Below are 16,784 nucleotides of genomic sequence, written 5' to 3' on the forward strand. Positions count from 1 at the left end.
TACGACCGGATCGGGTCTGCGTTCACGCCTTCTTACGCGGAATGGTGTATCAGGCCTTCGGGTCTGCAGGGACGGCTAAGGCGCGATGAAATTCCTGACGTTCCTCTCGGATTTGCCCGACAACGTGCTGGGCCGCGCGCTGCGCGAAGGCTACAAGCCCGCGGCCGTCGCGTTCGGGTTCAGCCTCGTCTCGAACCTGCTCTACCTGGCGCTGCCGCTGTACACCTACCAGGTCTACGGCCGGGTCATGGTGAGCCAGAGCCTCGCCACGCTCTGGATGCTGACCCTGGTGACGCTGTTCGTGTTCGCCATCTCCAGCGTCATCGACGACTTCCGCGCGCGCATCCTGATCAACTACGGCGTGATGCTGGACCAGCGGGTCTCGGGCCGCGTCTTCACCAGCCTATTCGACGCCGCCGTCCGCGGCGATCCGGGCGCCCGCGCCCAGGCCCTGCGCGACCTCGACCAGTTCCGCCAGTCGCTCACCGGCATCGCCGCGGCCGCGTTCTTCGACGTGCCCTGGATCCCGGTGTTCATGATCGTGCTCGCGATCATCGACCCCGTGGTGGGCATCGTCACCTTCGCCGGCGGCGTGGTGCTGGTGATCCTCGCGATCATGCAGGCCCGCGCCACGGGCGCCGCCCTGAAGGACGCCAACGAGGCGGCGCTGAAGAGCTACGGCTTCACCGATGCGGCGCTCCGCAACGGCGAGGTGGTGCGCGCCATGGGCATGCTGCCCACGCTCGGCCAGGCCTGGGCGCGCCACCGGGCGGTGACCATCGAGCGCGGCGCGGCCGCGGCCGAGGCGTCCAACATGTACACCGACATCATCAAGGCGGTGCGCATGGGGATCCAGGTGCTGATCATCGCGGTCGGCGCGCACCTGATCCTGAAGGGCGACATCCATATGGGGATGCTCTTCGCCAACATGATCCTGGCCAGCCGGGCCCTGCAGCCGATCGAGAAGATCGTGGGCTCGTGGGACCCGCTCAACAACATGGTCCGGGCGTACGATCGCCTGAACAAGCTGCTCGCCAACGCTGAGCCCACCGCCGCGGCCACGTCGCTGCCGCGGCCGCAGGGCAAGCTGTCGGTCGAGGGGGTGAACTTCGCCCCACCCGGCGTCCAGCGGCTCGTGCTGGCCAACGTCAACTTCGCCGTCGAGCCGAACGAGGTGCTGGGCGTGATCGGCCCCTCGGGCGCCGGCAAGTCGACCCTGGCCCGGCTGCTGGTCGGCATCTGGCGGCCGCTGAACGGGGTGGTGCGCCTCGACGGCGCCGACGTCTTCGCCTGGGACCGCGCCGACTTCGGCCGGCACGTGGGCTACCTGCCGCAGGACACCGAGCTCTTCGCCGGGACGGTGCGCAACAACATCGCCCGCTTCCGCGACGGCGTGACCGACGAGGAGGTCGTGGCTGCGGCCCAGCTCGCCGGCGTGCATGAGCTGATCCTGCGCATGCCCAAGGGCTACGACACCGACGTGGGCGAGGGCGGCGTGGTGCTGTCCGCCGGCCAGCGCCAGCGGGTGGGCCTCGCGCGGACGCTGCTCGGCAATCCGGCCTTCGTCGTGCTGGACGAGCCCAACGCCAACCTCGACGCCGAGGGCGAGGACGCCCTGATGCGGGCCATCGACGCCATGAAGGCCAACGGGGCGACCGTGGTGATCATCAGCCACAAGCCGGGCGTCTTCCGGGCCGCTGACAAGATGCTGGTGCTCCGTGACGGCCGGGTCGAGCTGTTCGGGCCGCGCGACCAGGTGATGGCGCGCCTCGTGAAGCCCGCCCAGCCCCAGGTTCAGCCCGCGCAACCGCAGCCGGCCCAGCAGCCGTCGGCGCCGGCGTCCGCCGAAGTGCGCGCGGTGGAGGGCGGCCGGTGAAGCTCGACCTCACGACCCGACGCACCAACTACGTCATCCCCACCTTCGGGGGCGGCGAGGATCCCGAGACTCCGCCCGAACTCGAGCGGCGCCTCAAGCGTCCGATGCTCGTGGGCGCCGGCGTCATCGGCGCCTTCGTCGTGGGTCTCGGGCTCTGGGCGTCGGTCGCCGAGCTGTCCACCGGCATCACGGCCATTGCCGAGGTGCGCGCCGACGCCATGCGCAAGACCCTGCGCTCGCGCGAGGCCGGCTACGTGAAGCAGATCCTGGTGCGCGAGGGGCAGCAGGTCCGCGCCGGCCAGCCCCTGCTCCTGTTCAACGACGTCGAGGCGCGCGCCGCCGTCGACGTGCTGCAGAACCAGTACGACACGCTGATCGCCCAGAACGCCCGCTTCTCGGCCGAGGCCCTCGGCCGCAGCCAGCTGCAATTCCCGGCCGAGCTGACCGCGCGCATGGCGGACCCGCGCGTGGCCCAGCTCATCCGCGACCAGGAGTTCCTGTTCACCAGCCGGCTGCAGTTCTTCCAGGGCCAGTCCGCGATGCTCGGCCAGCGCGTCGAGCAGCAGCAGAGCCAGGTCCAGGGCGCGCAGGCCCAGGTCGATTCGATCAACGAGCAGCAGCGGCTCACCGAGGAGGAGCTCGCCGGCTACCGCAAGCTGAACGAGCAGGGCTTCGCCCCCAAGACGCTGATCCTGCGCTACGAGCGCAGCCTGGCCGAACTGGGCGGCCGCAAGGGGCAGCTTCTGGCCGAGATCGCGCGCATCCGCCAGCAGATGGGCGAGACGCGGCTGCAGCTCGCCACCCTGCGCGACGAGCGTCAGAGCCAGGCCGCCGAGGGCCTGCGCGACAGCCAGATGCGCCTCGCCGACGTCGTCCCCCGCCTGACCACGGCGCGCCAGACCCTGGCCAACACCGTCGTCCGCGCGCCCGTCGACGGCTACGTGTTCAACAACACCCAGTTCACGGTCGGCGGCGTCGTCGGCGGGGGCGAGGTGCTGATGGACGTGGTGCCTTCCAGCGTCCCGCTCACCGTCACCGCCATGATCAAGCCGGAAGAGGTGGACGAGGTCCGTGTCGGCATGCCGGCGAAGGTCAAGCTGACCGGGCTGAACCAGCGGTTCAACGACTCGCTCGACGCCCGCGTGACGGTGGTCTCGGCCGACCGCATCACCAACGAGAAGAACGGCGCCGCGTTCTACCGGGTCGATCTCCGCATCCCGCCGACCGAACTGGGCAAGCTCAAGAAGGGCGTGCAGCTCACGCCCGGCATGCCCGCCACGGCGCTCATCGTGACCGGTAAACGATCCGTTATGGGCTTCATCATTTCGCCAATTACGGACACTTTGGAAGACGCCTTCCGCGAGGAGTAGAGGCGTCGGCGCCACACCCGCAGGCGTCGGGATTCCGGGGGCTTTTTCAGGTTGCGTATTTGGCGGTGTTCCGATACGTCTCCCCTCGGGCTCGTCTAACCTGACGCCGTGGCCGTGCTATGGCGCTTGGGGTAATGGACCGCTGGGACTGCTCCATCGGGGATGGGGGTCAAGCGTGCCAGGGGTCCGTGTGACACAGACTGGAGAGACTAATGGCGACTTATTTCTTCGAGACGATCACGGACGCGCAGGCCGCGTCCTATAACGCGGCCACCGACAACCTGGTCTTCGGCCAGACCGGCGAGCGCGCGAACATCACGACCGTCCGCTTCAACCCCGCGACCGCCACGTCGGCCGCGACGATCACCCTCATCTCGGGCCTGACCGGCAAGACCGTGACGTTCCCCGGCACCTTCGCCGGCGAATTCCCGATCTTCCCCGACAGCTCGGTGCTGCAGGTTGGCGACACCGGCAACAACACCAGCGCCGGCCAGGCCGTGACGGGCGACGGCCTCTACGGCGGCGAGGGCAACGACAGCCTCGACGGCAATTCGGGCAACGACCTCATCCAGGGCAACGCCGGCACCGACTCGCTGCAGGGCGGCGCGGGCAACGACACCGTCTACGGCGGCCGCGACGACGATACGATCACCCTCGGCGCGGGCTCGAACTTCGGCCAGGGCAACCTGGGCAACGACTCGATCGACGGTTCCGCGGCCAGCTCGACGGGCACGCTGCTCGGCGGTCAGGGCACCGACTCGCTGATCGGCGGCGCGGGCAACGACTTCCTGAACGGCAACCTGGGCAACGACACCCTGTCGTCCGGCGCTGGCTCCGACCAGCTGTTCGGTGAAGCCGGCAACGACTCGCTGGTCAACGCTTCGGCGGAAGGCTCGGCGGTGATCGCTGACGGCGGCGACGGCGACGACACGATCAACGTGACGGACGCCAACCTCGACGCCGACGGCGGCGCGGGCAACGACACGATCGCTCAGGCGGTCACCGGCGGCAACACCGGGTCGACGGCCAGCAACATCCAGGGCAACGGCGGCAACGACAGCATCACCACCAACAACGCCGGGACGAACACCATCCTCGGCGGCCAGGGCAACGACACCATCACCAACACCGCGGCTGCCGCGGGTACGGACGTCTTCAACGGCAACATCGGCAACGACTCGATCGTGTCCGGGACCGGGAACGACTTCGTGCTGGGTGAAGACGGTACGGACACCCTCGACGCCGGCGCTGGCAACGACACCGTCTCCGGCGGCACGGGCAACGACTCGATCGTGTCCGGCGCCGGCACCGACATCGTGACCGGCGACGACGGCAACGACACCATCAGCAACGCTGGCGGTAACAACGACGCCATCGACGCGGGTGCGGGCAACGACCAGGTCACCGGCGGCGCCAACGTCGACAGCATCACGCTGGGCGATGGCGACGACTCGGCCACGGGCGCGGCCGGCAACGACGTCATCTCGGGCGGCAACGGCGCCGACTCGATCGACGCGGGCGCCGACAACGACGTGGTCACGGGTGGCGAAGGCAACGACGTCCTCCAGGGCGGCGCGAACTCCGACAACATCGACGCGGGCGGCGGTGACGACAGCCTCGACGGTGGTTCGGAAGGCGACACGCTCAACGGCGGCGACGGCAACGACACGATCGTCGGCGGCGCCAACACGGACTTCCTCCGTGGCGGCAACGGCAACGACCTGTTCGACTTCACCAACGGCTCGTCGGGCACGACCGCCGGTTCGCTGGACCAGATCCTCGACTGGCAGTCGACCGACGCTCTGCACTTCGGTCAGGGCACGGCTACCGACGGCGTGAACTACATCGAACTCACCGCCTCGACCTACGACGCGGCCCTCACTCTGGCGAACACCCAGATCGCGGGCGGCAACAACTACGTCGTGATCCAGGTCGGGTCCGACACGGTTGTGTTCGTCGACACGGCTGGTGACAACGGCACGGCCGAAGACGCGGTGGTGCTGGTGGGCCGTACGCTCGCCGACATCAGCGCGGCGAACATCCCGCTCTAAGCCGGGACCGAGCCAAGCTCAAAGGATCGGGCCGCCCCTCGGGGCGGCCCTTTTCTTTTGGGATTCTGGGCGCCCCAGCCTCGAACAAGGCGCCCCGCCCGCCGGGCGGCACGGTCCTCCCCTCCAAGGCAGGGTGATCGCGTGGACTTTAGGCCCTCCTCCCCTTGCAGACCTTGCTCCAGGAGGGAGCTAAGCCCGTGGTCCGATCCTCCCCCGCAGGGGGAGGGGGACCGCCGCAGGCGGTGGAGGGGGGCGATCCACAGCGCCACCGACCCCTCCACCCTGCTGACGCAGGGTCCCCCCCGGATCAAGTCCGGGGCAGGCTCTCCCCTTGCAGGGGAGGACCTTGCAAATGCCCCCGCGCTCTATCGAACCGCGGAGGCCCCAGAGCCTGCCCTTCGAGCGCAGAGCCCCCTCCCGCTGAGGGCTGGCGCGCCGTATGGTCGGGCGACATGCACAGGCCGGGTGGAACGGTGGACAAGACAGGCTCCCATCCTCAGGACGACGCCCAGGGCGAGGCGCTGCGGGCGCCGCGCTACACCGACGCCCCGGAACGGATCCGCGGCCTGCCGGTGGACCATCGCGGCTTTCCCGTCCCGTTCTTCGCGGCCTGGATCGACGGCAAACCCGACCATCGCGTGGTCGACCGCGCGCGCCTGGGGCCTGCGGTCCTCAAGGATCTGTGCTGGATCTGCGGCGAGCCCCTCGCCGGCGACCGCGCCTATGTCATGGGCCCCACCTCGGCCTTCAACCGCGTGACCACCGAGCCCGCGTCTCACTGGGACTGCGGCTGCTTCGCCGCCTCGGCCTGCCCCTTCCTCACCCGGCCGCGGATGCGGCGCAGCCACAAGGGCCTCGAAGCCGCCGAGGTGACGCCCCCCGGCGGCATGGCCGAGCACAACCCCGGGGTCTGCGTGGTCTGGGCGACCCCCGCTTTCCGCCCCACCCTCCATCGTGACGGCAAGACCCGCCTGTACGAGATCGGCGACCCCACGCGCGTCGCCTGGTTCCGCGAAGGCCGCCCGGCCACGCGCGCCGAGGTGGTCGAGGCCCTGGACGAGGTGATCGACACCTACCGCCCCAAGGTCGCCGCCGCCGGCCCGGCCGCCGCCGAGCAACTGGCCCGCTACAGCGACCGCGTCTTCGCAGTGGCCCCCGCGCCAACCTGACGCGCCGGGCCCGACGGGTGGCCCCGCCTCGGTCCCCCCCTGCGGGGGAGGACCGGTTCCTCGGTCGCAGGGCCGGGTCATCCGGCCCCTTGCCGCTCTGCGATTCTGGACGGCTGGGTGCGCTTCGGTCCTCCCCTGCAAAGGGAGGGGAACCATGCGCAGCATGGTGGAGGGGTCTCTGGCTCCGCAGGCAGCCCCCCCTCCACCGCCTCCGGCGGTCCCCCTCCCCCCGCGGGGGAAGGACCGGTTCCTCGGTCGCAGCCGCTGCCGCCCCCGTCCGTCGCCTTTTCCGTGGTTCCGCCCCGCGAGTGCGGGTATGAGCGCTGCCACGCATGTCCAACGCGGCGATCTTCCTTCACCCCAACGGCTTCGACACCACGGGCCAGACGTTGCTCGGGCGGCACTCGGCCGGGGAGAGCTTCCTGCGCGGCTTTGTCCGCCACGCCGACGTCGACCGGTTCTACTTCTGGAATGTCGCGGGACGTCCACAGGAGGAGCTCGATGCGCTGGTGACGCGGATCGAGGCGCCGACGCGGCCGATCACGTGGATTCCCCAGACCGCGCGCGCGCGCCTGAGCGAGGCTGGCGTGCTGAACGTGCCGTCGCCCGAGATCGACGCCGAGGCCTGGAAGCGCCGCCGCTACGGCTCGCGCCTCTACGCGCTGACCGGCGTCACCCACACCACCGCCACGGGGCGCGTCATGCGCATGATCGGCGACCTGCTGATCGCCCCGCTGCACGACTACGACGCCCTGATCTGCACCTCGAGCGCCGTGCGCAACGCCGTCGAGACCCAGCTCTCGATGATGCGCGACTACCTGGCCGACCTGCACGGCCCCCGGCGGCGGCCCGAGCCACAGCGCGTCACTATCCCGCTCGGGGTCAACGCCGACGACTTCCAGACCTCGCCCGAGCACCGCAAGCGCTGGCGCGAGCAGCTGGACATCCCGGAGGACGCGGTCGTCGCGCTCTACGTCGGGCGCTTCCAGGTGAAGGCCAAGATGAACCCGGCGCTGATGGCCATGGCCCTCGAGCGCGCGGCGCGGCGCACGGGCAAGCCGATCTACTGGGTCAACTCGGGCTGGATCGAGCCGGCCGGCACCGAGGACGTCTTCCACGGCGAGACCCGCAAGCTCTGTCCGTCCGTCCACTACCGCCAGATCGACGGCCGCCCGCCCGACGTGCGCTTCTCCATCTGGTCGGTCGCCGACTTCTTCATCAGCTTCTCCGACAACATCCAGGAGACCTTCGGTCTCACGCCCATCGAGGCGATGGCGGCGGGCCTGCCCTGCGTCGTCACCGACTGGGACGGCTACAAGGACACCGTCCGCGACGGCCTGGACGGTTTCCGGGTCCCCACCATCGCGCCGCGCCCCCACTTCGGCGGCGACCTCGCCGACTATTTCGCCAACGGATGGCTGGCCTACGACAACTATGTGGGCGCCGCCGCGCAGTACGTGGCCGTGGACCTGGACGCCGCCGAGGCCGCCATCGCGCGTCTGGTGGAGGACGCCGACCTCCGCCGCACGCTGGGCGAGCAGGCGCGCCGCCAGGCCCGCGCCGTCTTCGACTGGTCCGCCATCATCCCGCAGTACCAGGCCCTGTGGGCCGACCAGGACGCCCGTCGCCGCGCCGCCCCGCCTGACCCGGCGCCCATGTCCGACCCCTATCGCCCGGACCCCTTCACGCTCTTCGCGGGCTATCCCACCCGGCACATCGGACGCGCCGATGTCGTCTCGCTGGTGGCGGGCTGGGACTGGACCACGGCGCTGGCGCGGCTGGACGCGCCCCTCGCGGTCTACAGCCGCTTCAACCGCGCGAGCGCCAGCGAGCTGGAGCTGGTCTTCGCCCATCTCGTGCAGCATGGTCCCACGCCGGTGGCCCGCCTGCGCGACCTCGTCCCTCCGGGCCGCAGCAACTTCCTGGAGCGCAGCCTGCTCTGGCTGGCGCGCCACGACATCGTGCGCATCGACCTCGGCGGCTGACGCTGTAGGCCCAGGCGATCGCCGAAGGCCCAAAAGCAATAGGCCGGACGCAGACCCGTCGGTCCATCGTCCGGCCAAAGCGACACAGCCCTGGAGAGCTAGGCTGACGGGCGGAAGCTAGCCGAAAGCTCCACCGAGGCCTAGCCGCCCGCAGATCACGAGTCGTTCAACAGGGTTCGACGGAAGCGGCAGCCTCGCCGGCCCTCCCCGCACGGCAGGGATATCGCATATGGCCGATGGCCTTCTTTGCAGGCGCCGCAGGCGCTCGATTGAACCGCGGAGGACGCAGAGAAGAACGCAGAAAGCGCGGAGACCTCCGCGCCCTCCGCGCCGCCTCCGCGATCTCTGCGGTTGCATCGGGCGGCTCCACCGCCCCTGCGATAGCCCTGTCCTGCAAGGGGAGGACAGGTTCATCGGCTGAAGGGGTGAGGGCGCAGCGCCGCTTGCCTACAGCCGCACCTGCAGGCGGCGGCTCACGGCGACCTTGCCGGACCGCCAGACGCGGTAGTCGGCCACATACACCCCCTTGGGCCACCCTGCCGCGGGGCGGCGCTTGCCGATCAGGTTGAAGTCCTGCGCCCGCCAGCGGGCGAGCGGCGGGCGGCGGACGGTGGCCAGCACGGCGCCGTCGGGCGCCTTCAGCTCCAGTTCGGCCTCATCGCCAGGGAGCAGCCCGATGGCGCGCACGTAGAAGATCATCCAGGGCGAGGCGGCGCCGGCGAACGGCCTGACGGTCGCGGCCTCCACATCCTCGGCGCTCGGCTGGGCGTCGGTGAAGCCCGCGTTCAGGACGACCCCCTGCCGGTAGGCGAGCTTCGCCGCGGCGGCGGCGGTCCACATCGGCCCGGAGCGACCGGCCGGACAGGCGGCCGCCATGTCCGGCGCGAAGGGGTCGATCACCTTGTCGCCCTGGCGGACGTCGAAGTGGAGGTGCGGGAAGTCGCTGTTTCCCGTGATCCCGATGCGGCCCAGCCGCTGGCCTGCGGCCACCGCCTGTCCCGGCGCCACCGCGATGCTGCCATTCGCCATGTGGCAGTAGACGGTCAGCCAGCCGCCGCCGTGGTCGATGGACACGCCGTTGCCGCAGCCGTTCTGCGGTCCCGTCGCGCGCCCGGGCGGCTGGTCCGGAACGCCGTCGCGGATGTAGCGCACGGTCCCGGGCGCCGCGGCGACCACCGCCACGCCCCGGCGCATCGCCGCCATGTCCGGCAGCCGGAAGTCGACCCCGGTGTGCGCCTGGTAGCTCTGGAGCCCGCAGCGATAGTCCTTCGCGCCGGGTCCCGGGTCGCGGTCCACATAGTGCTGGATCTCGCAGGTCCGGCCCGGCTCGCAGGCGACCGGCAGGCCGAACCGCGGCGGACCGGCGGGCGCCGCGCTCGCGAGCAGCAGGGCCATGGGAGCCAGGACGGGAAGGGCGAGGCGCGTCATCGGCAGACCCTGTTACGGCGCGGAGGCCAGAGTATGTCCGGCGCTCAGCCGAACCTGATCCCCGTGAGCGCCGCCAGCCGCTCGGCGTCGGCGGCGTAGATGTGGCGCAGGAAGGCGACGTCGGCGGGGTCCGGGACGCCCGCGTCCGGACCCACGTGGCTGCGGCGGGGCGGCGGCGGCGGGGCCGGCGGGAGGTCGAGGAAGGTCCGCACCTGCCCCAGGGCGGCGCCCGGGTCCGCGCGCAGGCCGTCGGATGTCAGCAGCAGCACCTGGCGGCGCGGGAAGGTCTCGAAGATCCGCTCCAGCTGCTCGCCGTAGAAGCCGCGCTCCACATAGCTGAACTCGCGGTGATGGCCCCACGGCTCGCCGTCGAAGCAGCGCTGCCGGCCTTCGCGCACGCACCAGCCGAACGGCCGCGTCTCGGCCCCGCGCGCGGTCTCCATCCGCCAGTGCGACCACGCCCGCTCCACCGGGTCGCGCAGCACCAGGATCAGCTTCATGGCCGGGTTGTAGGCGCAGATCCGTTCGAGGCTGCGCGGCCAGTACGCGTAGATCGGCGTCGCCTCGCCCGCGGGCCGTCCGCCGACCTGGGGGAACCGGGCGTGGTAGCCGTCATAGTCGGGATGGCTCCAGTCCTGGCTCTCGTCGTCGAAGAAGTGCAGCTCCTTCTCGGAAGGCAGGGCGATGTCCCCGTAGTCCGAGAGGTAGTCGAACAGGGCCGTGGTGCCGCCCTTCTGCACGCCGGCGACCAGGAAGTTCACGAGCGGGGCGGGACGCGGCGCGGCCATGACCTCCCATCCCGCGCTCCGACCCTTCGGGCAAGCCGGATTTCGGGGCGCTTCTGGCGGCGGCGGGCGGCGTCCGTTATGAGGGCGTCACGAACGGGGCGAAGGCCGAACGCATGAAGACAGTGATCCTGGCCGGCGGCCTCGGCACGCGAATCTCCGAGGAAAGCCAGTTCAAGCCCAAGCCGATGATCGAGATCGGCGGCCGGCCGATCCTCTGGCACATCATGAAGCTGTACTCGTCGTACGGCTTCAACGACTTCGTCGTCTGCCTGGGCTACCGCGGCTACGTGGTGAAGGAGTATTTCGCCAACTACGTGCTGCACAATGCCGACCTCACGGTCGACCTGGCGAAGGGGTCCATCGAGTACCACGCCACGAACCACGAGCCGTGGCGCGTGACCCTGGTGGAGACCGGCGCCGACACCATGACCGGCGGGCGTCTGAAGCGCGTGGCGGGCTACCTCGACCCCGGCGAGCCGTTCTTCATGACCTACGGCGACGGCGTCTCCGACGTGGACCTCGGGGCGCTGGCCGCCTTCCACAAGGCCCACGGCAAGGCCGCCACCATCACCGCGGTGGCGCCGCCCGGCCGCTTCGGGGCGCTGGAGATCAACGACGGCCGCGTGGACCGCTTCGTGGAGAAGCCCCCGGGCGACCAGGGCCTGATCAACGGCGGCTTCTTCGTCCTGGACCCCTCGGTGCTCCACCGGATCGACGGCGACCCCACCATCTGGGAGCGCGAGCCGCTGGAGGGCCTCGCCGCGGACGGCGAGCTCATGGCCTGGCGCCACGACGGCTTCTGGGCCGCCATGGACACCCTGCGCGACAAGAACATCCTCGAGGCGCTCTGGGCCTCGGGCGAGGCGCCATGGCGCCGATGAGCGCGGCGGCACCGGACGCCGGCTTCTGGCGCGGCAAGCGCGTCCTGCTCACCGGACACACCGGCTTCAAGGGCGCCTGGGCCGCGATCTGGCTCTCGCGGCTGGGGGCGGAGGTCACCGGCGTCGCCCTGCCGCCCGACCAGCAGCCCAACCTCTTCACCCTGGCCGGCGTCGACAGCCTGGTGCAGTCGCACCTCCTCGACATCCGCGATCCCGCCGCGCTCGAGTCGGTCGTCGGCGGGCGCAGCTTCGACCTGGTGCTCCACATGGCCGCCCAGGCGATCGTGCGGACCTCGGTCGAGGACCCGGTCGGGACCTTCGACACCAACGTCATGGGCACGGCGCACCTGCTGCAGGCCCTGCGCGCCCAGCCGGCGCTTCAGGCCGCGCTCGTCATCACGTCCGACAAGGTCTACGCCAACAACGATTCCGGCCGGGCGTTCGTGGAAGGCGATCCGCTCGGCGGCAAGGATCCGTACTCGGCCTCCAAGGCCGCCGCCGAGATCGTGGTGCAGAGCTTCGCGCGCAGCTACTTCCCCGGCGTGGCGGTGGGCTCGGCGCGCGGCGGCAACGTCATCGGCGGCGGCGACTTCTCGCGCGATCGCCTCGTGGCCGACATCGTCCGCGCCGCCCGCGCGGGCGAGGCCGTCGTCCTGCGCCATCCGGAAGCGACGCGGCCGTGGCAGCACGTCCTGGACTGCCTGGCGGGCTACTTCACGCTGATCGAGGCCCTGGCCACGCGGCCCGACGCCCCGCGCGCCGTCAACTTCGGCCCGCGGCCGGGCGGGCCCGAGGTCACGGTGGGCGAGCTCGCGACCCTGGGCGTCCAGGCGCTGGGCGGCAAGCCGTGGATCCACGAGCCCGACCCGAACTCGCTGGAAGCCAGGGCGCTGGCCATCGACGCCGGGCTGGCCCGGAGCGCATTGGGCTTCGAGAGCCGCCTGGACGCGCCCGAGGCGGTGGCGCTCACCATGGACTGGTACGCCCGCGAGGCCGCCGGCGAGAGCCCCCTCGGGCTATGCGTCGAGCAGATCGAAGGGTACGAAGCGCGCCGATGACCACGCCCGCCTGCCGCTTCTGCCGCGCGCCGCTGACGCGCACCTTCCTCGACCTCGGCCTGCAGCCGCTGGCCAACAGCTACCTCACGCCCGAACAGCTGGCGGCCGGGAACGAGCCGGTCTTCCCGCTGCACACCCGCGTCTGCGACCGCTGCTTCCTGGTGCAGGCCGACCACGACGTGCCGGCCGAGGCGATCTTCGACGCCGGCTACGCCTACTTCTCCTCGTTCTCGCCCGGCTGGGTCGAGCACGCCCGGCGCTACGCCGACGCCATGATCGAGCGGTTCGGCCTGGGCCCGGAGTCGCTGGTGGTCGAGGTGGCGAGCAACGACGGCTACCTGCTGAAGCATTTCCTGGCCAAGGACATCCCCGTCCTGGGCGTCGAGCCCACCGCCAACACCGCCGAGGCCGCCCGCGCCATCGGCGTGCGCACCGATGTGGTGTTCTTCAATGCCGAGACCGGCGCCGCCCTCGCCGCGCGCGGGGACCGCGCCGACCTCATGGCCGCCAACAACGTGCTGGCCCACGTCCCCGACCTGAACGCCTTCGTGAGCGGCTTCCGGCATGTCCTGAAGCCCGAGGGGGTGCTCACCTTCGAATTCCCGCACCTCCTGAACCTCATCGAGAAGGTGCAGTTCGACACCATCTACCACGAGCACTACTCGTACCTGTCGCTGGTCGCCGTGGAGCAGGTCCTGAACGCCCACGGCCTGCGGCCCTTCGATGTCGAACTGTTGCCCACCCATGGCGGTTCGCTGCGGCTCTTCGTCTGCCACCAGGCCTCAGGGCACGAGGAGACCGACGCCCTTCGGAGCCTGCGCGCCACCGAGGCGGCGGCGGGCCTCGGCCGTATCGAGACCTACGACGGCTTCGCCGCCCGGGTGGAGGCGGTGCGCGACAGCTTCCTGGCCTTCCTCGCCGAGGCTCGCGACGACGGCAAGGCGATCGCCGCCTATGGCGCGGCGGCCAAGGGCAACACCTTCCTCAACTACTGTGGCGTCACCCGCGACGACATCGTCGAGGTCTACGACGCCAATCCCGCCAAGCAGGAACGCTACCTGCCCGGCAGCCACGTGCCGATCCGCAGCCCGGAGGCGGTGCGCCGCACGCGCCCCGACTATGTCCTGATCCTGCCCTGGAACCTCAAGGACGAGATCACGCGGCAGCTCGCCTTCATCGCCGACTGGGGCGGTCGCTTCGTCGTGGCGTCGCCCGAAACCCAGGTGCTTCAAGATTGAAGTTTTCGCGCACCAAGCTGGCCGGCGTCTTCCGCGTCGCGGCCGAGCCGCACCGTGACGAGCGCGGCGCCTTCGCCCGCCTGCACTGTCCTGACGAGTTCGCCGCCGCCGGCATTCCGTTCTCGCCCGCGCAGACCAGCCTCTCGTGCAATCCGCACGCGGGGACGCTGCGCGGCATGCACTACCAGCCCGCCCCCCACGCCGAGACCAAGCTGGTGCGGGTCACCCGCGGGCGCATCTTCGACGTGGCGCTCGATCTCCGGCCGGGCAGTCCCACCCACCGCCAATGGATCGCCGAGGAGCTCTCGGCCGACAACCTGATGGCGCTCTACATCCCGGCGGGCGTGGCCCACGGCTTCCTGACGCTCGAGGCGAACACCGACGTCCTCTACCAGATCGCCCCGAAGTTCGCCCCGGGCCACGACGCCGGGGTCCGCTGGGACGACCCCGCCTTCGGCATCGCCTGGCCGGCGCCGCCGCAGCTCATCTCCGACCGCGACGCAGGCTACCCCGACTACCGGTAGGGCCCGCACTCCGTCCGCTGATCTCGAACGCGGGCCGGACCTCAGCGCGCGCCCGCCGCCACCCCGTCCAGCGCCGCCCGCAGGCGGGCCACGCTGGCCGGAACGTCCTTGAGCTTGTCCAGGCCGAACAGGCCCAGGCGGAAGCTGCGGTAGTCGGGCCCCTCGTCCACCATCAGCGGCACGCCGGCGGCGATCTGCAGGCCCTGGGCGGCGAAGCGGCGGCCGGTCTGGATCTCGGGGTCGTCGGTGTAGGCCACCACCACGCCCGGCGCGCCGAACCCCTCGGCCGCCACCGAGGCGATCTGCCGTTCCGCCAGCAGCGCCCGCACCTGCCGGCCCAGGTCCCACTGCGCCGCGCACAGCGCCTCGAAGCCGATCGCCCGCGCCTCGGCCATCGCGTTGCGCAGCGTGCGCAGCGCGTCCGTGGGCATGGTGGCGTGATAGGCATGGCCGCCGTTCAGGTACGCCTCGGTGATGGTCAGCCACTTGCCCAGGTCGATGGCGAAGCTGGTGGACCTGGCCGCCCGGCAGGCCTCCAGCGCCGCCTCGCGCATCATCACCAGGCCCGCCGAGGGCGGCGCCGACCAGCCCTTCTGCGGCGCGCCCACCAGCACGTCGACGCCCAGCGCCGCCATGTCCACCCAGACGCAGCCCGAGGCCACGCCGTCCAGCACGAACAGCCCGCCCGCCGCGTGCGTGGCCTCGGCCACGGCCGCCACATAGGCGTCCGGCAGGATGATCCCGGACGCGGTCTCCACGTGCGGCGCGAACACCACCTGCGGCCGCTCCCGCCGGATCGCCGCCGTCACCTCCTCGATCGGCGGCGGCGCGAACGGCGCGGTGGGCCCCTCGCCCTGGCGGCGCGCCTTCAGCACGATCTCTTCGGCCGGGATCGCGCCCGCCTCGAAGATCTGGCTCCAGCGGTACGAGAAGAAGCCGTTGCGGACCACCAGCACCTTGCGGCCGGTCGCGAACTGCCGCGCCACGGCCTCCATGGCGTAGGTGCCGCCGCCCGGGACGATCACCGCGCGGTCGGCCCGGTGCACCTCGCACAGCGTGCCGGTGATGTCGCGCATCACGTCCTGGAACGCCGCGCTCATGTGGTTCAGCGACCGGTCGGTGAACACCACCGAGAATTCCAGCAGCCCCTCGGGATCGATGTCGGGGCGAAGGCCGGGCATGGGTCGTCTCCGAGACAAGCGGTCCGGCCACCCCGGACGCCGCCTGCTCAGCAGGAATGCGCCCATCCCGCAAGCCCTCGGCTGCGCCGCCGCCCGCTCGCGGCCTCGGTCCTCCCCCGCAGGGGGAGGGGGACGCCGTAGGCGGTGGAGGGGGCCGACCCCGGGGCGTTCAAGACCCCTCCACCCTGCTGCGCAGGGTCCCCCTCCCCCTGCAGGGGAGGACGAGCGCTTTCGCGCCCTTGCCCAGAGGCCCCGAAGGGGGCCGACGGGGCGGCCCGCGGAGTCCGGACCCTGGCCCCGCCCCGCCCAGATCGGTTACCTCACGGGCGACGAAAGGCGAGCGGCGCATCCAGGGCCGCCGCGACCGGGGGAGAAGCCGATGTTCGTGTCCGTCAATGGCGTGCGCCTGTTCGTCGAAGTGCTCGGTCCGAAGCTGGCGCCGGACGGGCCGCGCACGGTCGAGCGGCCCACCGTGGTGGCCCTGCACGGCGGGCCCACGGACCACGCCCACATGCTGCCCATGGTGGCCGCGCTCGCCGACGTGGCCCAAGTCGTGGTGTACGACCACCGGGGCTGCGGCCGCAGCGAACCGGGCGACCCCGCCCGCTGGACGATGGACCAGTGGGCCGACGACGTGCGCGGCCTGTGCGAGGCGCTCGGCATCGAGAAGCCCATCGTCTTCGGCCACTCTTTCGGCGGCTACGTCGCCCAGGCCTACGCGATCCGCCATCCCGGCCACGCCGCGCGCCTGGTGATGGCCGGCACCGGTCCCCGGTTCGACGCGGCCCTCTCCGCCGAGGGGTTCCGCCGCCAGGGCGGGGACGCGGCCGCCGAGGCGTTCGCGGCCTTCGCGGCCAACCCCGGCCCCGACACCACCGCAGCCTTCGTCGCCCACTGCCGCCGGCTCTACACGACCTCACGCAAGATGGACGCCGACGTCGAGGCGCGCACCGTCACCAACGTCCCGCTGCTGTTCGACTTCTTCGGCCGCGAGACCCGCGCCCTCGACTTCACCCAGGGGCTGGGCCGCGTCACGACGCCGGTGCTGATCCTGGGGGGCGACGAGGATCCCGTGATGCCGCCCGTCTACCAGGACGCGCTGGAGGCCGCCCTCGTGAACGCCCCGGTGCGCCGCCTCAGCTTCCCCAACTGCGGCCACGCCCTGGCCCTCGACGCCCCGGACGCTCTTGCGTCAGCGCTCCGCGACTGGGTGACCGGCGGGTAGGGCGCCCTTG

Annotated in this window: 13 protein-coding genes; 10 read left to right on the top strand and 3 right to left on the bottom strand. The window is 71.4% G+C overall.

The features are described from left to right. Positions 1-85 precede the first annotated feature (85 nt). The 5 genes from AC2D8W_RS08070 to AC2D8W_RS08090 all read left to right on the top strand — a co-directional run bounded on the left by AC2D8W_RS08070 (position 86) and on the right by AC2D8W_RS08090 (position 8,451). Complete coding sequence (locus AC2D8W_RS08070; RefSeq protein ID WP_484671113.1) at positions 86-1,876, top strand: type I secretion system permease/ATPase; 1,791 nt, start codon at positions 86-88, stop codon at positions 1,874-1,876. Further along, a complete protein-coding gene (locus AC2D8W_RS08075) occupies positions 1,873-3,246 on the top strand; it encodes an HlyD family type I secretion periplasmic adaptor subunit (protein ID WP_484671114.1) in 1,374 nt (457 codons plus the stop codon). Before AC2D8W_RS08070 ends, AC2D8W_RS08075 begins: the two co-directional genes overlap by 4 nt. 212 nt (positions 3,247-3,458) lie before the next feature. Next, a complete protein-coding gene (locus tag AC2D8W_RS08080; RefSeq protein ID WP_484671115.1) occupies positions 3,459-5,297 on the top strand; it encodes a hypothetical protein in 1,839 nt (612 codons plus the stop codon). A gap of 452 nt (positions 5,298-5,749) precedes the next feature. Beyond that, complete coding sequence (locus AC2D8W_RS08085; protein WP_484671116.1) at positions 5,750-6,466, top strand: hypothetical protein; 717 nt, start codon at positions 5,750-5,752, stop codon at positions 6,464-6,466. A 332-nt stretch (positions 6,467-6,798) separates the two neighbouring features. Further along, positions 6,799-8,451 carry a glycosyltransferase family 4 protein gene (locus AC2D8W_RS08090; protein ID WP_484671117.1) on the top strand — a complete coding sequence of 551 codons (1,653 nt, stop codon included), beginning with the start codon at positions 6,799-6,801 and terminating at the stop codon, positions 8,449-8,451. Positions 8,452-8,898: 447 nt separating this feature from the next. Here AC2D8W_RS08090 and AC2D8W_RS08095 read toward each other — a convergent pair whose 3' ends face one another. Beyond that, a complete protein-coding gene (locus tag AC2D8W_RS08095; protein ID WP_484671118.1) occupies positions 8,899-9,879 on the bottom strand; it encodes a M23 family metallopeptidase in 981 nt (326 codons plus the stop codon). Positions 9,880-9,923: 44 nt separating this feature from the next. Further along, on the bottom strand, positions 9,924-10,667 hold the full coding sequence (locus tag AC2D8W_RS08100; RefSeq protein WP_484671119.1) for a sulfotransferase domain-containing protein: 744 nt from the start codon (positions 10,665-10,667) through the stop codon (positions 9,924-9,926). A 113-nt stretch (positions 10,668-10,780) separates the two neighbouring features. Here AC2D8W_RS08100 and rfbF point away from each other — a divergent pair, with 113 nt between their 5' ends. The 4 genes from rfbF to AC2D8W_RS08120 are packed head-to-tail and all read left to right on the top strand — an operon-like array spanning position 10,781 to position 14,368. Then, entirely contained in the window at positions 10,781-11,548 is a 768-nt protein-coding gene (gene rfbF, locus AC2D8W_RS08105) for a glucose-1-phosphate cytidylyltransferase (protein ID WP_484671120.1), read from the top strand. Then, the gene (gene rfbG / locus AC2D8W_RS08110) at positions 11,545-12,606 is read left to right on the top strand and encodes a CDP-glucose 4,6-dehydratase (protein ID WP_484671121.1); all 1,062 of its coding nucleotides are present in this window, start codon (positions 11,545-11,547) and stop codon (positions 12,604-12,606) included. Before rfbF ends, rfbG begins: the two co-directional genes overlap by 4 nt. Further along, positions 12,603-13,844, top strand: coding sequence for a methyltransferase domain-containing protein (locus AC2D8W_RS08115; protein ID WP_484671122.1), 1,242 nt, complete (start codon positions 12,603-12,605; stop codon positions 13,842-13,844). The genes rfbG and AC2D8W_RS08115 overlap by 4 nt, the downstream gene beginning before the upstream one ends. After that, entirely contained in the window at positions 13,841-14,368 is a 528-nt protein-coding gene (locus AC2D8W_RS08120) for a dTDP-4-dehydrorhamnose 3,5-epimerase family protein (protein ID WP_484671123.1), read from the top strand. The genes AC2D8W_RS08115 and AC2D8W_RS08120 overlap by 4 nt, the downstream gene beginning before the upstream one ends. Positions 14,369-14,409: 41 nt before the next feature. Here the strand turns inward: AC2D8W_RS08120 and AC2D8W_RS08125 are convergent, their stop codons facing one another. Continuing rightward, positions 14,410-15,549: an aminotransferase class V-fold PLP-dependent enzyme gene (locus AC2D8W_RS08125; protein ID WP_484671124.1), complete on the bottom strand. Its 1,140-nt coding sequence runs from the start codon at positions 15,547-15,549 to the stop codon at positions 14,410-14,412. Between the two features lie 379 nt (positions 15,550-15,928). Here AC2D8W_RS08125 and AC2D8W_RS08130 point away from each other — a divergent pair, with 379 nt between their 5' ends. After that, on the top strand, positions 15,929-16,774 hold the full coding sequence (locus AC2D8W_RS08130; protein ID WP_484671125.1) for an alpha/beta fold hydrolase: 846 nt from the start codon (positions 15,929-15,931) through the stop codon (positions 16,772-16,774). The last annotated feature ends 10 nt before the right edge of the window (positions 16,775-16,784 follow it).

The organism is Phenylobacterium sp. T106, assembly GCF_057219735.1.